Raw genomic sequence first — 19,546 nt, 5'->3', positions numbered from 1 at the left:
CAGCATGGAGAGTCGTGCCCGTGGTCGGGCGGTAGATAGGTAGCGGTGTCAGACGCTGGAGCTTACCGAGCTGCGGCTGGAAAGCGCTTTGAGAGCGGCGCTTAAACCCTGGGCCGAATCACCCACCAACAGGTGCCAGATACCACCGTCGAGCTGACTCACACCCTGGCAACCCAGAGCCTTGAGCTGCTGCTCCGACAGCGCCTGGTCATCGGCCAGTTGCAAGCGGATACGGGTCATGGCCACGCAGTCCAGTTGCAGCACATTGTCGCTGCCACCCAAGGCGCTCAGCCATTGCTCGGCCTGAGCGGTTGCGACGGTCGAGGTTTGAGCTTGCATAGCCACGACCGGGGCCGGCGTATTGCCGGAGGTCGGCATCGCCAGGCGGATCTCGTCGGCAATGCTGTCAGCCATCGGCCCGACTACCACCTGCAAGCTGCCGCCGTTACCGGGGCGAACCACCGCCATCGCACCCAGGGCCTTGAGCTCGGCGTCCACGGCCTTGTTACGGTCCACCATGTCCAGGCGCAGGCGCGTGGTGCAAGCACCGACACTGAGCAGGTTGGCGGCACCGCCCAGGGCGCGAATGTAGGCACCGGCGCGCTGGTTGTCGGTCATGGCTTCAGTCTGCACGACCTGAATGTCTTCACGGCCGGGCGTCTTCAGGTTGAAGCGGCGGATACAGAAATCAAACACGGTGTAGTAGACCACCGCATAGGCCAGGCCCACCGGTATCACCAGCCAGCCATTGGTGGACTTGCCCCAGCCGAGGACCATGTCGATGAAGCCACCGGAGAAGGTAAAGCCCAGGTGAATGTTCAGCAGGTTGGTAATGGCCATCGACAGACCGGTCAGCAGCGCATGCAGCAGATACAGGAACGGTGCGAGGAACATGAAGGCGAATTCGATCGGCTCGGTCACCCCCGTAAGGAACGAGGTCAGGGCCATCGACAGGAAGATCCCGCCCATCACCTTGCGGCGCTCCGGCAGGGCGTTGCGGTACATCGCCAGGCAGGCGGCAGGTAGGCCGAACAGCATCACCGGGAACATGCCGGTCATGAACTGGCCCCCCTTCGGATCGCCGGCAAAATATCGAGTCAGATCACCCGTCACCACCGCGCCCGTCACCGGGTCGGTAAAGCTGCCGAACACAAACCACGCCATGTTGTTGAGGATGTGGTGCAGGCCGGTGACGATCAGCAGGCGGTTGAACACGCCAAACACGAACGCGCCGAGGCTGCCGCTTTCCATCAGCAACACGCCGAAGCTGTTGATGCCGTGCTGGATCGGCGGCCAGATCAGGCCAAAGATCACGCCCAGTCCCACCGCCGAAAAACCTGTGACAATCGGCACAAATCGCCGCCCGCCGAAGAACGCCAGGTACTCCGGCAGCTTGATGTCCTTGAAGCGGTTATACAGCCCACCGGCCATCAGGCCACTGGCGATCCCGGCGAGCATGCCCATGTTGATGCTGGCATCCATCACCTTGAGGGTGGAGATCATCACCAGGTAGCCGATGGCACCGGCCAGGCCGGCCGTGCCGTTATTGTCGCGGGCAAAGCCGACGGCGATGCCGATGGCGAAGATCAATGCCAGGTTGGCGAAGATGGCCTGCCCGGCGTCGTGCATCACTGCGATGTTGAGCAAGTCGGTGTCGCCCAGTCGCAGCAAGAGGCCGGCGATCGGCAGGATCGCAATCGGCAGCATCAGTGCGCGGCCCAGGCGTTGCAGGCCTTCGATGAAATGTTGATACATGGCGTGTCTCCCTATTCTTGTTGTTGTCAGCTCAGCGGCCAGTGGTGTTGACAGGCATGGCGAACGGCTTTGGCGCTGCTCAGGTCGAGCAGGCCTTGGCTCAATTGCCGGCATTGCGCCGCGTTCAGATGGCGGACGCGGTCCTTGATTTCGCCGATCTGCGGTGGGCTCACCGACAGCTCGCTGACGCCCAGGCCGACCAGCACCGGCGTGGCCAATGGGTCGGAGGCGAGGGCGCCACACACGCCGACCCAGCGTCCATGTTTCGCCGCACCGGCGCAGGTCTGGGCGATCAGCCGCAGCAAGGCCGGGTGCAGCGCATCGACGCGGGCGGCGAGGCCCGCGTGGTCGCGGTCCATGGCCAGGGTGTACTGGGACAGGTCATTGGTGCCGATGGACAAGAAGTCCGCATGCTCGGCCAATTGCTCGGCCATCAGCGCAGCGGCGGGCACTTCGATCATCACCCCCAGTTCGGGGCGCTGGGTCAGTGCCAGCTCCGCGCACAATTGATCCAGGCGCTGGCGGATCTGCAGCAGCTCATCCACTTCGCTGACCATCGGCAGCAGGATGCGGCAACGCTGCAGCGGGCTGACTTGCAGCAGCGCGCGCAGTTGCTGGTCGAGCAGTTCCGGGCGCACCTGGGCCAGGCGAATACCGCGCAGGCCCAGCACCGGGTTGGCTTCGACAGGCAGCGGCAGGTATTCGAGTTGCTTGTCGCCACCCACGTCGATGGTGCGGATGATCACCGACTTGTCGCCCATGGCATCCAGCACGGCTTGATAGGCCTGGCGCTGCTCCTGTTCATCCGGCGCGGTGCGGCGGTCGACGAAGAGGAATTCGGTGCGCAGCAGGCCGACGCCATCGGCGCCGTTTTCAAACGCCAGCCGGGCTTCGGCGCTGGAGGCGACGTTGGCGGCGATTTCAATGCTCACGCCATCGAGGGTGCGCGCCGGCAATCGGGCCTGGGCCTGTTGCTGCTGGCGGCGGGCCTTCTGCGCGTCACGAATCTGGTGGACTTCAGCATGGCGAGCATCGCTGGGCGCCAGTTCCAGGCGGCCATTGGCGGCGTCCAGCACCACGCGCTGGCCCTGGGGCACCTCCAGCAGCTCGGCACCCAGCGCTACCACACACGGCAAACCTTTGCCCCGCGCCAGAATTGCGACGTGGGACGTGGCGCCGCCCTCGGCCATGCAGATCCCCACGGCTTGCTGCTCGCTCAGTTGCAGCAGGTCCGAGGGGGTGAGTTCATGGGCGCCGACAATCGATCCGGCGGGCAATTCGAAGTGCCAGGCTTCACCCAGCAGCGCACGCAATACGCGTTGTTGCAGGTCGCGCAGGTCGTTGGCGCGTTCGGCAAACAAGGGCTTGCCCAGTGCCAGCAATACCGCGCACTGGGCCTGGATCGCATCGCGCCAGGCATGGGTGGCGGCGCTGCCCTGGGCAATGGCGTCGGCAGCGGCTTGCAGCAATGCCGGGTCTTCCAGCAGCGCGAGGTGGGCGGCGAAGATCTCTTCTTCGTCGACGTTCTTGCGTTGGCGGGCGTGGTCCAGGGTGCTGCGGATTTCGCCGCGCACCTGCTCCAGTGCCGTATCGAGACGCTGCTTTTGTTCGCCGGCCGAATGGTTACCGGTGTCTTCCGGCAACTCGATGCCGGTCAGGCGAAACAGCGGGCCGCACACCAGGCCGGGGGCTGCGCACACGCCTTGCAACACATCGGCTTCCACACTGGCGCGACGTGGTACGGCCGCCACTGCAGGAGCGTGGTGATCTTCGCGGATCGCCACGGACAACGCCGCGATCAACCCTTGCAGCGCCGCATCGGCATCGTTGCCACGGCAGGTCACGCGTACTTCGTCACCTTCGCCAATGCCCAATCCCATCAAGCCAATCAGGCTGTCGCACGACGCCGACTTGTCAGCGAAGTGCAGGTGCGCCTGGCTGCTGAAACCCTGGGCGGTCTTGCGGATCAGCGCAGCGGGGCGCGCATGCAAACCGCCGCGATGGGTGACGCGAACGCTGGCGCTGGCTTCGGCGCTCGAGTTATCCACAGCCGCTTGAACGGGGGCGCCCGAACGCAGCGTCACCTGCATCAACGGCTCCCCGACCTTGACCGTGCTGAGCGGGCAGGGCGTCAGTTCGAAGCGGTCGCTGTTGGTCAGGATGATCAAGCTCACCAGGCTCTTGCACTGGCGCGCAATGCGGTCCAGGTCAAATTGCACCAGCGCCTGGCCCTGGCTCACCCGCGCGCCTTCCTTCACCAGCAAGGCAAAACCTTCACCATTGAGTTCCACGGTGTCGATGCCCACATGCATCAGCACTTCGGCACCGTTGTCGGCGCGCAGGGTCAGCGCGTGCCCGGTGCGGGCGACATGGATAATCACCCCGTCACACGGCGCGTGCAGGCAGTCATTCAACGGATCGATGGCAATACCGTCGCCCATGGCGCCGCTGGCGAACACTTCGTCGGGGACGCTGCCCAGGGCCAGCACCGGCCCACTCAAGGGGGCGCTAAGGGTCAGTCGGTTATTGTTGTTGGACATGGGCACGGTACTCATCAGGAAAACACGGCAATCGACTCAGTGAGTGCGAGTGACTTTGCTCAGGTGACGGGGCTGGTCGGGGTTCATGCCCCGGGCCTGCGCCAGGCCTGCCGCCATCACGTAGAAACTCTGGATGGCCAGGATCGGGTCCAGGCTCGGGTGTTCGGCGCGGCTCAGGGTCAGGTCGCGTTCGGCAACATCGTCCGGCGCGGCCAGCAACACACGGGCGCCGCGCTGGCGCATATCGGCGGCCAGGGTCAGCAGGCCGGCCTGCTCGGCGCCGCGTGGGGCGAACACCAGCAAGGGGTAGTCTGCGTCGATCAAGGCCATCGGCCCGTGGCGCACTTCGGCGCTGCTGAAGGCTTCGGCCTGGATCGCCGAGGTTTCCTTGAGCTTCAGTGCGGCTTCCTGGGCGACGGCAAAACCGGCGCCACGGCCGATCACCATCAAGCGCTGGCTGCCTTTGAGCGCCTCGATGGCTGCGCGCCAATCCTGTTTGGCCGCGTCACGCAGGCCGTCGGGCAGTGCGTTGCAGGCTTGCAGCAGGTCGGCTTCCTGGTTCCAGTGGCCGACCAGCATCGCGCTGGCGCTGAGCGTGGCGATAAAGCTCTTGGTGGCGGCCACGCTGAGTTCCGGCCCGGCACACAGCGGCACATGGAATTCACAGGCGGCTTGCAGCGGCGAGTCTTCGGCGTTGACCATCGAGATGCTCAAGGCCCCGCGTTTGCGCAGCAGGCGCAGGCTGTTGACCAGGTCCGGGCTTTGCCCCGATTGCGAGAAACCAAATGCCACCTGGCCGCTGACTTTCATCGGCGCCTGCAACAAGGTCACCACCGACATCGGCAGCGACGCCACCGGAATGCCCACATGCTGCATGGCCAAATAGGCGAAGTAGCTGGCGGCATGATCCGAGCTGCCACGCGCAACGGTCATCGCCACTTGCGGTGGCTGGCGGCGCAGGCGACCGGCGACGTCTTCGAGTATCGGCTCCAGGCGTTGCAGTTGCGCCGCGACGGCGTCACAGGAGGCCAGCGCCTCTTCAAGCATTTTTGAAGTCAATGGTTTCTCCTTCGACCATTACGTCGGTGAGTGTCAGGGCGCGGTCCAGGCGCACGCAGTCGGCAAAGCTGCCGGGTTGCAGGCGACCGCGTTGTTCCAGGCCCAGGTAGTCCGCAGGAAATTGCGACAGGCGTTGTGAGGCTTCGCTGATTGGCAGGCCGATCTTCACCAGGTTGCGCAGCGCCTGGTCCATGGTCAGGGTGCTGCCGGCCAGGGTGCCGTCCGCCAGGCGTACGCCGCCCAGGCACTTGGTCACGGTGTGGCTGCCCAGCTTGTATTCGCCATCGGGCATGCCGGCGGCGGCGGTGGAGTCGGTGACGCAATACAGGCACGGGATCGAGCGCAGCGCCACGCGCATGGCGCCGGGGTGTACGTGCAGCAGGTCGGGAATCAACTCGGCGTAGGTGGCGTGGGCCAGCGCGGCGCCGACGATGCCCGGCTCGCGGTGATGCAGCGGGCTCATGGCGTTGTACAAATGGGTAAAGCTGGTGGCGCCGGCGGCGAGGGCGGCGACGCCTTCTTCATAACTGCCCAGGGTATGGCCGATCTGCATGCGCACGCCGCGTTGGCTGAGGGCGCGGATCAGGCAGTCGTGGCCGGCGATTTCCGGCGCAATGGTAATCACACGGATGGGCGCCAGGCGCAGGTAGGCTTCAACTTCGGCCATCAAGGCGGTGTGGGCGAAGTTAGGTTGAGCGCCGAGTTTTCCCGGATTGATGTAGGGGCCTTCCAGGTGTACCCCGAGCACGCGGGCGCTGCCGGTAGGACGCTGCTCGCAGAACGTGCCGAGCTGGCCGAGCACGCGGGAGATTTCGTCGGCCGGCGCGGTCATGGTCGTGGCCAGCAGCGAGGTGGTACCAAATCGCACATGGGTGCGGGTGATGGTCTCGAAGGCCTCGACGCCTTCCATGATGTCTTTGCCGCCGCCGCCGTGCACATGCAGGTCGATAAAGCCCGGCAGCAGGTAGGGCAGGTCGTTGTCGGCCGGATTGCAAGGCGTGCCTTCGATGGCGACGACCTTGCCGTGCTCGTGCACAAGGCGGCCGCGGATCCAGCCGCTGGGCGTAAGGATGTTGTCTTCGGACATGGGCAGTTCTCTAAAGCCGCGACGCGGCGGCAAGTCTTACCTACGCAGCTCTGCGACAAAGTCGTAGTAGTCGTTGCGGCAATAGGTGTCGGTGATTTCTATGGGGGTGTTATCGAGCGTGTAGCCGACCCGGGTCATCAGCAGCATGGCGGTGCCGGGGGCGATGCCCACCAGCTTGGCGAATTCATCCGATGCGTTGATCGCCTGTACGTGCTGCAGGGCACGGACGATGGGCTTGCCGATACTGTCGAAGTATTCGTACAGCGAGCTGCCCAAGGCCTGCGGCTGTGGCAGCACCGAAGCGGGGACAGCGGTCATTTCAATGGCCATGACCGTGTCGTCGGCTTTGCGCAGGCGCTTGAGGCGCGCCACTTTGTCGTTGGTCGACAGGCACAGGCGGATCAGTTCTTCATGGGTCGGCGGGGTGATGTCGCGTTCAAGCCATTGGGAACCGGGTACAAAGCCCTTGAGGCGCAACATCTCGCTGAACCCCGACAGGCGCGACAGCGGCTGTTCCAGGCGTGGCGTGATAAAGGTGCCGGAGCCCTGGCTGCGACGGATCAGGCCCTGCTCAAACAGCACTTCCAGCGCTTTGCGGGCGGTGACTCGAGAAATGCTCAACTGCTCGCTGAGCGCGCGTTCCGACGGCAGGGCTTGCTCGGATGTCCACTGGCCGGCATGGATCGCCGCTTCGAGCTTGCGCGCCAATTGCAGGTACAGCGGCGTGGATTGTTTGTCGTCGGGGCGCAAGGCCAGAATGGGATTCATCTGTCAGGTTTCCGATGCGGTTATTGGAGTGTTGTCGCCCGGTATGGGTCGGAAATTAATACCACTTAAATACCATGTCAATGCAGCCACAACGGTGCATTCAATGAATTAAGGCACCGCAACGGTGCCTGGCACAAAGTGGTATTAGAAAGGTCTTCATAGCGCGCACGACGGCGCAGCCCGCACGGTGAACTGGTATTCACCGGCAGGTGCTGCTCGGGGCAGGAAATATTTTCGAATTATTTTACGAGCGGTCGCAGATCAGGGCCGAATCTCGATCAAGGTGCCGTCCTTGACCAGGCTCCAGACCTCACGCATATCCACATTGCGCATGCCGATGCAGCCGTCGGTCCAGTCCAGGGTGTGGAACCACTGTTCCGGGTAATCCTCGGTGTCCGGGGTGCCGTGGATCATGATCATGCTGCCCGGTTTGACCCCTTCGCGGCGGGCGCGGGCGGCGTCGCTGATATTGGGGTAGGAGATGTGCATGGCCAGGTTGAAGCGCTCGCTGGTCTTGCGCCAGTCGATCCAGTACAGGCCCTCGGGCGTGCGGCGGTCGCCCTCGAACAGCTTGTGGCCCTTGGGGTTTTTACCCAGGGAAATGCGATAGGTCTTGAGGGGCTTGCCGTCGTTGATCAACTGCAACTGGTGAGCGGATTTAAGCACCAGGACTTTTTCGACGGTTTTGCCGCCGAGCGTTTCCACCGTGGAGGCCGAGGACAGGGTAGCGAACGACAGGCAGAGAAGAGCAAGCAACCAACGCATTGAAACGGTTTCCCTTTGGCGATGAGTGGCCGGCTTGTTATTGGGCGGGCTTGGACAGGGGTGGCACCGACTCGCTGCGCACCGGGAACAGCTGTTGCCGACGGTCAGCGAAGAAGCATTCTAAGGTACGCCCGACCGTGCGGAAAGCCAGCTCGGACCAAGGGATATCGGCTTCAGCGAACAGCTTCACTTCCAGGCTTTCCTGGCCTGCGGCGAAGTCCAGGTCGACCAACTCGGCGCGATAGAAAATATGCACCTGGCTGATGTGCGGCACGTCAATCAGCGTATAGAGGCTCAGGTTGCGCACGCGGGCGCAGGCTTCTTCCAGGGTCTCGCGCATGGCGGCCTGGGCCACGGTTTCACCGTTTTCCATAAAGCCTGCGGGCAGGGTCCAGTAACCCAGGCGCGGCTCGATGGCGCGGCGGCACAGCAGCACTTGGTCGCCCCATACCGGCAGGGTACCGGCGACGATATTGGGGTTCTGGTAGTGAATGGTCGCGCAGTGATCGCAGACATAGCGCAGGCGTGCGTCGCCTTCGGGGATGCGTTGGGTAACCGGTTTACCGCACTGGCTGCAGAAGTTCATGCTGGGGTTCCTGGAGAGTGGGCCTATCTTGGCTTGGCAGGCAGGACGCTGCAAGTTGTCGTTTAGCGACATGCCGCTGGTTTTGGGGTTGGGCGCCCGCCCGCTTTGGTGCATGATGCAAGGTAGCCAACAGACCGAGATGACTCATGCTGGACGAGCTACTTCGCCGGGTAAGCAATCACACTCCCCACACTCTGGAGACTGACGGGCGTTTCCCCGAGGCCGCGGTGCTGGTACCCATTACCCGCAGTGACGAACCCGAGCTGATCCTGACCCTGCGCGCCAGCGGCCTGTCGACCCACGGTGGCGAAGTGGCCTTTCCCGGCGGGCGTCGCGACCCCGAAGACCCGGACCTGATTTTTACCGCTCTGCGCGAAGCCGAAGAAGAAATCGGCCTGCCGCCGGGGCTGGTTGAAGTCATCGGGCCGTTGAGCCCTTTGATCTCCCTGCACGGCATCCGCGTAACGCCGTACGTGGGCGTCATCCCCGACTACGTCGAATACCTGGCCAACGACGCCGAGATCGCAGCGGTCTTCAGCGTGCCCCTGGATTTTTTCCGCCAGGACCCGCGCGAGCACACCCACCGCATCGACTACCAAGGCCGCAGTTGGTATGTGCCGAGCTATCGGTTCGGCGAATACAAGATCTGGGGCCTGACGGCAATCATGATCGTCGAGCTGATCAATCTGCTCTATGACGATGCCAAGATCAGCCTGCACCAGCCACCCAAGAGCTTCATCAATATCTAAGCCGTCGTTTTAATGGCAAGCCGTGAGGGAAAACCATGAAATACCGCCTGGGCGATGCCTGTGTCGAGACCCATCCACAGAGCTGGGTGGCGCCCAATGCCACGCTGGTGGGCAAGGTCAGGCTGGAGGAGGGCGCCAACGTGTGGTTCAACGCGGTATTGCGCGGCGACAACGAACTGATCCTGATCGGCAAGAACAGCAACGTGCAGGACGGCAGCGTGATGCACACCGACATGGGCTACCCACTGACCCTCGGCACCGGCGTGACCATCGGCCATAACGCCATGCTGCATGGCTGCACGGTGGGCGACTACAGCCTGATCGGCATTAACGCAGTGATCCTCAACGGCGCGAAGATCGGCAAACATTGCATCATCGGCGCCAATTCGCTGATCGGCGAAGGCAAGGAAATTCCTGATGGCTCGCTGGTGATGGGCTCGCCGGGCAAGGTGGTGCGTGAGCTGACCGAGGCGCAGAAACGCATGCTTGAAGCCAGTGCCGCGCACTATGTGCATAACGCGCAGCGGTATGCGCGTGACCTTGTCGAGCAGGCAGAATGAGCGCGGTTGAACGCCCGGTCGCCTCGCCGTGCGTGAGCATTTGCGCGCTGGATGATGACGACATTTGCATCGGCTGCCAGCGCAACGTGGATGAGATTACGCGGTGGAGCCGCATGGACAATGCCGAGCGCCGGGCAGTGCTGAGGTTGTGTCATGAGCGGGCGGTGGCGAGTGGGGTGGTGTGGATGACGCCTCTGTAGGAGCGAGCTTGCTCGCGAAAAACGCAAGAACACCGCGTATAGTCAGGCTTCCCGCGTAATCGTTGACGTTTTTCGCGAGCAATAACTAGCCGTCCGCCTCGCTCCTACAGGTTCTATCGCCTCATGCTCTTCCTGATCGCCTACATCAGCAGCGTCGTGCTGATCAACTTCGCCTTTTCCACCGCGCCGCATCTGGACGTCATCTGGTCCGCCTGGGGCGGCCTGGTGTTTATCCTGCGTGACATGGTGCAAACCCGCTTCGGCCATGGCGCGATCATCGCCATGCTGGCGGCGCTGGTGCTGTCGTATATCACCTCCGACCCGTCCATCGCCCTGGCCAGCGCCACGGCCTTTGCGGTGTCCGAGTGCATCGACTGGCTGGTGTTCAGCATCACCCGGCGCCCGCTGCACGACCGCCTGTGGATAAGCTCGGCGCTGAGCATTCCCCTCGATACGTTTATCTTCTTCGGCTTGATCGGTGCGCTGACGCCGGCCGTGGCGGGCACGGCGCTGGTGTCGAAATTCGCCGGTGTCACCGTGGTGTGGCTGATCATGGCCTGGCGCATCCGCCGGCGCGCCGTCGCTAACTGAGGCCAATGTGCGCAGTTCATGTAAAATGCCGGCCTTTCTCCCCCTGATCCGCTCCCCTGAGGACCTGAGATGACCCGAATCGGAACTCCATTGTCGCCAACCGCGACCCGCGTTTTGCTGTGTGGCTGCGGTGAGCTGGGCAAGGAAGTGGTGATCGAACTGCAACGCCTGGGCGTTGAAGTGATTGCCGTGGATCGCTACGCCAATGCGCCGGCCATGCAGGTTGCGCACCGTAGCCATGTGATCAACATGCTCGATGGCGCCGCATTGCGCGCCGTGATCGAGGCGGAGAAGCCGCACTTCATCGTGCCGGAAATCGAAGCTATCGCCACCGCTACCCTGGTCGAGCTGGAAGCTGAAGGCTTCACCGTGATCCCGACCGCGCGTGCCACATCGCTGACCATGAACCGCGAAGGCATCCGTCGCCTGGCCGCCGAAGAGCTGGACCTGCCGACCTCGCCGTACCACTTCGCCGACACCTTCGAGGACTACAGCAAGGCCGTGCAAGACCTGGGCTTTCCCTGCGTGGTCAAGCCGGTGATGAGTTCCTCGGGCAAGGGCCAGAGCCTGCTGCGCAGCGCGGACGATGTACGGAAAGCCTGGGATTACGCCCAGGAAGGCGGCCGTGCGGGTAAAGGTCGGGTGATCATCGAAGGCTTTATCGACTTCGACTACGAAATCACCCTGCTGACCGTGCGCCACATCGGTGGCACCACGTTCTGTGCGCCCGTCGGCCACCGGCAGGAGAAGGGCGACTACCAGGAATCCTGGCAGCCCCAAGCCATGAGCCCGATTGCCCTGGCCGAGTCCGAGCGGGTTGCCAAAGCGGTGACCGAAGCCCTGGGTGGTCGTGGTTTGTTTGGCGTGGAGCTGTTCATCAAGGGTGACCAGGTGTGGTTCAGCGAAGTGTCGCCGCGCCCGCATGACACCGGCCTTGTGACCCTGATATCGCAGGACCTGTCGCAGTTTGCGCTGCACGCTCGCGCCATCCTGGGCCTGCCGATCCCGTTGATCCGTCAGTTCGGGCCTTCGGCGTCGGCGGTGATTCTGGTGGAAGGGCAGTCGACGCAGACGGCATTCGCCAACCTCGGCGCGGCCTTGAGCGAGCCGGATACGGCGTTGCGTCTGTTTGGCAAGCCTGAGGTGAATGGTCAGCGCCGCATGGGCGTGGCGTTGGCGCGGGATGAGTCGATTGAAGCGGCTCGGGCCAAGGCGACCCGGGCTTCCAAGGCTGTAGTTGTAGAGCTTTAAAAGCATCGGGGGCAAGCCCCCTCCCACACTTGAATGTGTTCACAAATCAAATGTGGGAGGGGGCTTGCCCCCGATAGCGGCCTATCAGGCCACCTTGTTCAAATCATTATCCCGCGTCTCTTTCAGGCACAGCACAGCAATCAGACTAAGCAACGCTGCCGCCGACACATACCCACCGACATAACTCAGCCCGCCCATCGCCACCAGCTTGGTCGCGAAGAACGGTGCGGCCGACGCCCCCACGATCCCGCCCAGGTTATACGCCGCCGACGCGCCGGTATAACGCACGCGGGTCGGGAACAGTTCCGGCAGCAGCGCGCCCATCGGCGCGAAGGTCACGCCCATCAGGAACAACTCCAGCGCCAGGAACAGCGCCACGGCCCAGGTTGAACCGTGGGTCAGCAGCGGCTCCATGGTAAAGCCCGACAGGATTGCCAGGACCGCGCCGACAATCAGCACCGGCTTGCGCCCGTAGCGGTCGCTGGCCAGCGCTGCCAGCGGCGTCGCCAGGCCCATGAACAGCACTGCGAAGCACAACAGGCCGAGGAAGGTTTCACGGCTGTAGCCGAGGGTCGACACTCCGTAGCTCAGGGAAAACGCCGTGGTGATATAGAACAGCGCATAGCACACCACCATCGACGCAGCACCCAGCAGCACCGGCAGCCAATGCTGGCTGAACAGTTCCACCAGCGGCACTTTCACCGGTTTTTCCTTGGCCACGGCATTGGCGAACACCGGCGTCTCGTGCAGCTTGAGCCGTGCGTACAGGCCCACCATCACCAACGCCGCGCTGAGGATGAACGGAATGCGCCAGCCCCAGCTGCGGAACTGCTCGTCGTTCAGGCTCATGGCCAGGATCAGGAACAAACCGTTGGCCGCCAGGAACCCGATCGACGGGCCCAGTTGCGGGAACATGCCGAACCAGGCGCGCTTGCCCTTGGGGGCATTCTCGGTGGCCAGCAATGCCGCGCCGCCCCATTCCCCGCCCAAGCCCAGGCCTTGGCCGAAGCGCAATACACACAACAGAATCGGTGCCCAGGCGCCAATGCTGTCGTAGCCCGGCAGCAAGCCGATCAGGGTGGTGCACACGCCCATCAGCAGCAGGGAGGCCACCAACGTCGACTTGCGGCCGATACGGTCGCCAAAGTGGCCGAACAGCGCCGAACCCAGTGGGCGTGCTATGAACGCGATACCGAATGTGAGGAACGACGCGAGCATCTGCGCGGTGCCGGACGTCTGCGGGAAGAACACCGGGCCGATGACCAGTGCCGCAGCCGTGGCGTAGATATAGAAGTCGTAGAACTCAATGGCGGTGCCGACGATGCTCGCGGTGGCCACGCGGGCCGTCGAGTTGGTCGGGGCGGCGGTTGCGGCCTCGTTATACGTGGTGCTCATGGCAGTATCCCGGATTGGTCATTGCGCGTTTGGACGCGGATTATTATTGGTCGAACACCCATGGATCAGGGTTGTGCGCGGGGTGGCTCGGGATGGGAGCAAACACCGCTCGGACAGGGTGAAGCGCTGCACGGACGCGCTGAGTGCGGGTAGCACGCGGTCGGGCGGGGGCTTGGGTAAGCCGCAGGGATTATAGGAAGGGGTTTGGAAATACAACAAGTAGCTGGAGCGCCGCAATTCAAATGTGGGAGGGGGCTTGCTCCCGATGGCGGTGTATCAGCCACCTGATGCAGTGACTGGCACACTGCAATCGGGAGCAAGCCCCCTCCCACATTGAATTCCTGTGTGTCAGGCGGTTATGCGGCGACAGGGACGTGGCTGGTATGCCAGATCAGCACCTTGCTCACCCGGTTGTCCTCGGTCTCGAGGATTTCCAGGCGGTAGCGCCCAATCTTCAGGCACACCGCGCAGTCCGGAATAGTCTCCAGCGCTTCGGTCACCAGGCCGTTGAGGGTCTTGGGGCCGTCGCTGGGCAGGTGCCAGCCCAGGCTTTTGTTCAGTTCGCGGATCGAGGCAGCGCCGTCGATGATGTAGCGGCCATCGGGTTGGGCTTCGACATGAGGGTTATCCACAGCCTGATCACTTTCGAATTCGCCGACGATTTCTTCGAGGATATCTTCCAGGGTCACGATGCCCAGCACTTCGCCGTACTCGTCCACCACCATGCCCAGGCGCCGCTGCTGCTTGTGGAAATTCAGCAGTTGCAGCTGCAGAGGCGTGCTCTCCGGCACGAAGTAGGGTTCGTGACAGGCGGCCAGCAGCGCTTCCTTGGTCAGGCTGGCATCGGGCAGCAGATGCTGGACCTGCCGGGTGTTGAGCACCGCTTCGACTTGGTTGATATCGCTGTGGAACACCGGCAGCCGCGTGCGCTGGGAGGTGCGCAGTTGCTCGATGATGTCTTCGATCGTGTCATCCAGGTTGATGCCGTCCACGTCGCTGCGCGGCACCAGGATGTCGTTGACGGTGATGTTGTCCAGGGCATGGATGCCCGGCATGCTGGGCATGCGCTCTTGGTCGGCGTCGTGCTGCGGCTCGTCGTCGTGGTCGGACGAAGGTTCGTCGCTCTTTTTCACTATGCCCGGCTTGCGCGCGAACGGGCGCAGCAACGTCAGGCTGATGCCATTGAGCAGCCAGGCGGCGGGATAGAGGATTTTCAGCGGCACGCCCAGCAGGGCGTTACCGAAGCCCAGTATGGCCTGCGGATAACGGGTAGCCAGGGCGCGGGGCAGGTAGTCGGCGAGGATCAGCAGCAACGCGCACGAGATCAGCCAGCCGAGCCATGGCCCGTTCTGGGCCCAGGCATAGATCGCCAGCAGCGTGCAGAGAATCACGACGGCAGCGCGACACAGGCTGTTGCACAGGATCAGGCTGTGGCGCGGGAAGCTCAGGCGCGCGGCGGCCTTGTCGCCCTGGCGTGTGCCGGGGCGCAGGGCCAGCAGGTGTTGTTGCGCGGCTTCGATGGCGGTAAACAGTGCCGCCCATAAAATCAGCAGGGCAATTACGGCGAGCATCGGCCCAAGGGGCAAGTTGTCCATGATCGCCGCCCGTCAGATATGCAGGATGTATTCGCGAACCAGCTTGCTGCCGAAATAGGCCAGCATCAGCAGGCAGAAACCGGCCAGGGTCCAGCGGATGGCCTTGTGCCCGCGCCAGCCGAGGCGGTTGCGGCCCCACAGCAATACGCTGAACACCACCCAGGCCAGGCAGGCCAGCAAGGTTTTGTGCACCAGATGCTGGGCGAACAGGTTTTCGACGAACAGCCAGCCGGAAATCAGCGACAGCGACAGCAGGGTCCAGCCGGCCCACAGAAAACCGAACAGCAGGCTTTCCATGGTTTGCAGCGGCGGGAAGTTCTTGATCAGCCCGGACGGGTGCTTGTGCTTGAGCTGGTGGTCTTGCAACAGCACCAGCAGCGATTGGAACACCGCGATGGTGAACATGCCGTAGGCCAGGATCGACAGCAGGATATGCGCGAGGATGCCCGGCTCTTCATCGATCACCTGGACGGTGCCGGTGGGCGCGAATTGCGCCAGCAGCACCGTGAGCATGCCCAGCGGGAATAAAAGAACGAGCAGGTTTTCGACCGGAATCCGGTAGCACGCCAGCAGCGTCAGTGCGATCACGGCGGCGGCGATCAGGCTGGCGGCGCTGAAAAAATCCAGGCCCAGGCCAACCGGGGTCAGCAGGTGGGTAAACAGACTGGCCGCATGGGCCAGCAGGGCCAGCACGCCAAGGCCGACCAGCAGACGTTTGTCCGCTTTGGTGCCTTGGGCCAGACGAGAGCCCTGATAGAGAGTCGCAGCGGCATACACGATGGCGGCGGCGAGGCTGGGTAGCAAACTGGGTGACAAGGGGAGCATAAATCCTGATAGGCAAGCCCGAAAGGCGCTGAGTTTGGCACACACCTGCGCTGCACGAAAGACTCCTGGGCCAGACAGCGGGTGTGCATGGACGCAGTCTTCGCTATAATCCGCGACCTGCCCACGCCGCAGGCTCGCCGAGCGCTGTTTTTAATAGCGATTTACCACAGCCTGGGCCGCCATTACCTCGGTCTACCAATGCATTTCGATGAATAGGGCCTGAAAGGATCGCGCATGTTTGAAAACTTGACTGACCGTCTCTCGCAGACGCTGCGCCACGTAACCGGCAAGGCCAAGCTGACCGAGGACAATATTAAAGACACCCTGCGTGAAGTGCGCATGGCGTTGCTGGAGGCCGACGTGGCCTTGCCGGTGGTGAAGGACTTCGTCAACTCGGTCAAGGAGCGTGCGGTCGGTACTGAAGTGTCGCGCAGCCTGACCCCGGGCCAGGCGTTCGTGAAGATCGTCCAGGCCGAACTCGAAAGCCTGATGGGCGCGGCCAACGAAGATTTGAACCTCAGCGCCGTGCCACCGGCCGTCGTGCTGATGGCCGGCCTGCAAGGCGCGGGTAAGACCACCACCGCCGGCAAGCTGGCGCGCTTCCTTAAAGAGCGCAAGAAGAAGTCGGTGATGGTGGTATCGGCCGACGTCTACCGTCCGGCCGCGATCAAACAGCTGGAAATGCTCGCGGGCGAAGTGGGCGTGACCTTCTTCCCGTCGGACCTGAGCCAGAAGCCGGTTGATATCGCCACTGCGGCTATTAAAGAAGCCAAGCTGAAATTCATCGACGTGGTCATCGTCGATACCGCCGGTCGCCTGCACATCGATGAAGAGATGATGGGCGAGATCAAGGCGCTGCATGCCGCGATCAACCCGGTCGAGACGCTGTTCGTGGTCGACGCCATGACCGGCCAGGATGCCGCCAACACCGCCAAGGCCTTCGGTGACGCACTGCCGCTGACCGGCGTGATCCTGACCAAGGTCGACGGCGACGCCCGTGGCGGTGCCGCGCTGTCGGTACGCGCTATTACCGGCAAGCCGATCAAGTTCATCGGTATGGGCGAGAAGAGCGAAGCGCTCGAACCGTTCCACCCGGAGCGTATCGCCTCGCGTATCCTCGGCATGGGCGACGTGCTCAGCCTGATCGAACAGGCCGAAGCCACGCTCGATAAAGACAAGGCCGACAAACTGGCCAAAAAGCTGAAGAAGGGCAAGGGCTTCGATCTCGAAGACTTCCGCGACCAGCTGCAGCAAATGAAGAACATGGGCGGCCTCGGCGGCCTGATGGACAAGCTGCCGAACATCGGCGGCGTGAACCTGGCGCAAATGGGCAACGCCCAGGGCGCGGCAGAGAAGCAGTTCAAGCAGATGGAAGCCATCATCAACTCCATGACCCCGGCCGAGCGCCGCGACCCTGAGCTGATCAGCGGTTCGCGCAAGCGTCGGATCGCCATGGGTTCCGGCACCCAGGTGCAGGACATCGGCCGCTTGATCAAGCAGCACAAGCAGATGCAGAAGATGATGAAGAAGTTCTCCGCCAAGGGCGGTATGGCCAAGATGATGCGCGGCATGGGCGGTATGTTGCCCGGCGGCGGTATGCCGAAAATGTAAAGTATTCGAGCACAAGCCTTGGCTTGCGCTCCGACCCACAGGGATGTGGGATCTCCAGCAAACCCGTCGTTGGCGGGCGCTGACTTGCCGTTTTAACCGACGGCTCTATAGCAGATCTGAATGGCACGCTGATAGGCGCCGGAAAAAGACATTTGCAAAAGTCCGGATATTCCTTAGAATATGCGGCCTTTCGGGCACCTATGCCCGCTGTGCATTTAGATTTGCAGCACCGACTACAGGAACGATGTTCACATGCTAACAATCCGTCTTGCCCTTGGCGGCTCCAAAAAGCGCCCGTTTTACCACTTGACCGTAACCGACAGCCGCAACCCGCGCGACGGTTCGCACAAGGAACAGGTTGGTTTCTTCAACCCTGTTGCTCGTGGTCAAGAAGTTCGTCTGTCCGTGAACCAAGAGCGCGTAGCCTACTGGCTGAGCGTGGGTGCACAGCCATCCGAGCGCGTTGCAAAGTTGTTGAAGGACTCGGCTAAGGCCGCAGCCTGAGCAATATGAACGCGACGCCAGCTGTTGCTGATGATTTGATCGTTATCGGCAAGATTTACTCTGTTCATGGCGTTCGCGGCGAAGTGAAGGTGTATTCCTTTACTGATCCGACTGAAAACCTGTTGCAGTACAAAACCTGGACGCTCAAGCGCGAAGGTAGTGTGAAACAGGTCGAGCTGGTCAGTGGACGCGGGAACGACAAGTTCCTGGTCGCAAAGCTCAAGGGTCTTGATGATCGTGAAGAAGCCCGTCTTCTGGCCGGTTATGAGATCTGCGTGCCGCGCAACCTGTTCCCTGAATTGACCGACGGCGAGTACTACTGGTACCAGCTGGAAGGTCTGAAGGTTATTGATCAACTCGGGCAATTGCTGGGGAAAATCGATCATCTTCTGGAAACCGGCGCCAATGATGTAATGGTGGTCAAGCCTTGCGCTGGCAGCCTGGATGATCGCGAACGCCTGTTGCCCTATACCGGGCAGTGCGTGTTGGCCGTCGACCTGGCAGCGGGCGAGATGAAGGTGGAATGGGACGCGGACTTCTAAGCGTGGCTACTTTGCGCATTGAAGTGATCAGTTTGTTTCCCGAGATGTTTTCCGCCATCAGCGAGTACGGCATCACCAGTCGGGCGGTGAAGCAGGGGCTGTTGCAGCTTACCTGTTGGAACCCGCGAGACTACACGACGGATCGGCATCACACTGTGGACGATCGCCCATTTGGCGGTGGCCCGGGCATGGTGATGAAGATCAAGCCCCTGGAAGACGCGTTGGTTGAGGCCAAGGCCGCCGCCGGGGAGAAGGCGAAGGTAATTTACCTGTCCCCTCAAGGCCGTCAGCTGAAACAGGCTGCGGTACGCGAACTGGCAAATGAGGAAGCACTGATCCTGATTGCCGGCCGCTATGAAGGCATTGACGAGCGGTTTATTGAAGCTCATGTCGATGAAGAGTGGTCGATTGGGGACTATGTCCTGTCTGGCGGTGAGCTGCCGGCGATGGTCCTGATAGATGCGGTTACACGACTGCTGCCTGGAGCTTTAGGGCATGCGGACTCTGCGGAGGAAGATTCCTTCACGGATGGTTTGCTGGATTGCCCGCACTACACCCGTCCGGAGGTGTATGCGGATCAGCGTGTTCCCGACGTATTGCTAAGTGGCAATCACGCACACATCCGGCGTTGGCGTTTACAGCAGTCCCTTGGTCGGACCTATGAACGACGCGCCGATCTTCTGGAAAGCCGCTCGCTTTCTGGAGAAGAGAAGAAGCTGCTCGAGGAATACATCCTCGCGCGGGACGATAGTTAACAACGTATCGATGGTAGGTCCATTGACTTACCTTAGGAGCACAGCATGACTAACAAAATCATCCTTGCACTCGAAGCAGAGCAGATGACCAAAGAGATCCCTACCTTTGCCCCGGGCGACACCATTGTCGTTCAGGTGAAAGTGAAGGAAGGCGACCGTTCGCGTCTGCAAGCGTTCGAAGGCGTGGTAATCGCCAAGCGTAACCGTGGTGTGAACAGTGCTTTCACTGTTCGTAAAATCTCCAACGGTGTTGGCGTAGAGCGTACTTTCCAGACCTACAGCCCGCAGATCGACAGCATGGCTGTGAAACGTCGCGGTGACGTACGCAAAGCCAAGCTGTACTACCTGCGTGACCTGTCCGGTAAAGCAGCTCGCATCAAGGAAAAACTGGCTTAAGTCCAGCTTCCC

20 protein-coding genes are annotated in these 19,546 nt (G+C 62.3%); 10 read left to right on the top strand and 10 right to left on the bottom strand.

Translation table 11 applies throughout. From position 1 onward, the window contains the following. Positions 1–48 precede the first annotated feature (48 nt). The 7 genes from nagE to C4J92_RS21435 all read right to left on the bottom strand — a co-directional run bounded on the left by nagE (position 49) and on the right by C4J92_RS21435 (position 8,560). Entirely contained in the window at positions 49–1,755 is a 1,707-nt protein-coding gene (nagE, locus tag C4J92_RS21465; protein ID WP_124405190.1) for an N-acetylglucosamine-specific PTS transporter subunit IIBC, read from the bottom strand. Positions 1,756–1,781: 26 nt separating this feature from the next. Continuing rightward, positions 1,782–4,295, bottom strand: a complete 2,514-nt coding sequence (ptsP, locus tag C4J92_RS21460; protein ID WP_124405189.1) for a phosphoenolpyruvate--protein phosphotransferase — start codon at positions 4,293–4,295, stop codon at positions 1,782–1,784. A 36-nt stretch (positions 4,296–4,331) separates the two neighbouring features. Further along, positions 4,332–5,342: an SIS domain-containing protein gene (locus C4J92_RS21455; RefSeq protein ID WP_124405844.1), complete on the bottom strand. Its 1,011-nt coding sequence runs from the start codon at positions 5,340–5,342 to the stop codon at positions 4,332–4,334. Then, a complete protein-coding gene (gene nagA / locus C4J92_RS21450; RefSeq protein ID WP_124405188.1) occupies positions 5,335–6,441 on the bottom strand; it encodes an N-acetylglucosamine-6-phosphate deacetylase in 1,107 nt (368 codons plus the stop codon). Before nagA ends, C4J92_RS21455 begins: the two co-directional genes overlap by 8 nt. A 36-nt stretch (positions 6,442–6,477) precedes the next feature. Continuing rightward, positions 6,478–7,209 carry a GntR family transcriptional regulator gene (locus C4J92_RS21445; RefSeq protein ID WP_124364270.1) on the bottom strand — a complete coding sequence of 244 codons (732 nt, stop codon included), beginning with the start codon at positions 7,207–7,209 and terminating at the stop codon, positions 6,478–6,480. Positions 7,210–7,470: 261 nt separating this feature from the next. Then, positions 7,471–7,974: a murein L,D-transpeptidase family protein gene (locus tag C4J92_RS21440; RefSeq protein ID WP_124371751.1), complete on the bottom strand. Its 504-nt coding sequence runs from the start codon at positions 7,972–7,974 to the stop codon at positions 7,471–7,473. A gap of 37 nt (positions 7,975–8,011) precedes the next feature. Next, positions 8,012–8,560 (bottom strand): NUDIX hydrolase, encoded by a 549-nt coding sequence (locus tag C4J92_RS21435; RefSeq protein WP_124371750.1) that lies wholly within the window; start codon positions 8,558–8,560, stop codon positions 8,012–8,014. A 146-nt stretch (positions 8,561–8,706) separates the two neighbouring features. On the opposite strand from C4J92_RS21435, the gene C4J92_RS21430 reads away from it, so the two are divergent. The 5 genes from C4J92_RS21430 to purT all read left to right on the top strand — a co-directional run bounded on the left by C4J92_RS21430 (position 8,707) and on the right by purT (position 11,911). Then, positions 8,707–9,309, top strand: a complete 603-nt coding sequence (locus C4J92_RS21430; protein WP_016971944.1) for a CoA pyrophosphatase — start codon at positions 8,707–8,709, stop codon at positions 9,307–9,309. A gap of 35 nt (positions 9,310–9,344) precedes the next feature. After that, positions 9,345–9,869 (top strand): gamma carbonic anhydrase family protein, encoded by a 525-nt coding sequence (locus C4J92_RS21425; protein WP_124405187.1) that lies wholly within the window; start codon positions 9,345–9,347, stop codon positions 9,867–9,869. Then, positions 9,866–10,069: a DUF1289 domain-containing protein gene (locus tag C4J92_RS21420; protein WP_124405186.1), complete on the top strand. Its 204-nt coding sequence runs from the start codon at positions 9,866–9,868 to the stop codon at positions 10,067–10,069. The genes C4J92_RS21425 and C4J92_RS21420 overlap by 4 nt, the downstream gene beginning before the upstream one ends. Before the next feature lie 123 nt (positions 10,070–10,192). After that, entirely contained in the window at positions 10,193–10,660 is a 468-nt protein-coding gene (locus C4J92_RS21415; protein WP_124368235.1) for a VUT family protein, read from the top strand. A 69-nt stretch (positions 10,661–10,729) separates the two neighbouring features. Continuing rightward, positions 10,730–11,911 (top strand): formate-dependent phosphoribosylglycinamide formyltransferase, encoded by a 1,182-nt coding sequence (gene purT, locus C4J92_RS21410; protein ID WP_094951941.1) that lies wholly within the window; start codon positions 10,730–10,732, stop codon positions 11,909–11,911. 84 nt (positions 11,912–11,995) lie between these two features. Here purT and C4J92_RS21405 read toward each other — a convergent pair whose 3' ends face one another. The 3 genes from C4J92_RS21405 to C4J92_RS21395 form a co-directional block, all read right to left on the bottom strand. Continuing rightward, complete coding sequence (locus tag C4J92_RS21405) at positions 11,996–13,306, bottom strand: MFS transporter (RefSeq protein ID WP_032890781.1); 1,311 nt, start codon at positions 13,304–13,306, stop codon at positions 11,996–11,998. Between the two features lie 356 nt (positions 13,307–13,662). After that, positions 13,663–14,901, bottom strand: coding sequence for a transporter associated domain-containing protein (locus C4J92_RS21400; RefSeq protein WP_124405185.1), 1,239 nt, complete (start codon positions 14,899–14,901; stop codon positions 13,663–13,665). Between the two features lie 12 nt (positions 14,902–14,913). Then, positions 14,914–15,726 carry an inner membrane protein YpjD gene (locus tag C4J92_RS21395; RefSeq protein WP_124364260.1) on the bottom strand — a complete coding sequence of 271 codons (813 nt, stop codon included), beginning with the start codon at positions 15,724–15,726 and terminating at the stop codon, positions 14,914–14,916. 234 nt (positions 15,727–15,960) lie between these two features. On the opposite strand from C4J92_RS21395, the gene ffh reads away from it, so the two are divergent. From ffh to rplS, 5 genes are all read left to right on the top strand, one after another. Continuing rightward, on the top strand, positions 15,961–17,337 hold the full coding sequence (ffh, locus tag C4J92_RS21390) for a signal recognition particle protein (protein WP_124364259.1): 1,377 nt from the start codon (positions 15,961–15,963) through the stop codon (positions 17,335–17,337). Positions 17,338–17,589: 252 nt separating this feature from the next. Beyond that, the gene (gene rpsP, locus C4J92_RS21385) at positions 17,590–17,841 is read left to right on the top strand and encodes a 30S ribosomal protein S16 (protein WP_003175899.1); all 252 of its coding nucleotides are present in this window, start codon (positions 17,590–17,592) and stop codon (positions 17,839–17,841) included. A 5-nt stretch (positions 17,842–17,846) separates the two neighbouring features. Beyond that, positions 17,847–18,383: a ribosome maturation factor RimM gene (rimM, locus tag C4J92_RS21380; protein ID WP_124364258.1), complete on the top strand. Its 537-nt coding sequence runs from the start codon at positions 17,847–17,849 to the stop codon at positions 18,381–18,383. After that, entirely contained in the window at positions 18,365–19,138 is a 774-nt protein-coding gene (gene trmD / locus C4J92_RS21375) for a tRNA (guanosine(37)-N1)-methyltransferase TrmD (RefSeq protein WP_177412756.1), read from the top strand. The genes rimM and trmD overlap by 19 nt, the downstream gene beginning before the upstream one ends. A gap of 45 nt (positions 19,139–19,183) precedes the next feature. After that, entirely contained in the window at positions 19,184–19,534 is a 351-nt protein-coding gene (gene rplS, locus C4J92_RS21370; RefSeq protein WP_003175895.1) for a 50S ribosomal protein L19, read from the top strand. Positions 19,535–19,546: the final 12 nt, after the last annotated feature.

Source organism: Pseudomonas sp. R3-18-08 (genome assembly GCF_003852065.1).
Taxonomy (GTDB): Bacteria; Pseudomonadota; Gammaproteobacteria; order Pseudomonadales; family Pseudomonadaceae; genus Aquipseudomonas.
This window is presented reverse-complemented; position numbering and strand designations above follow the sequence as displayed.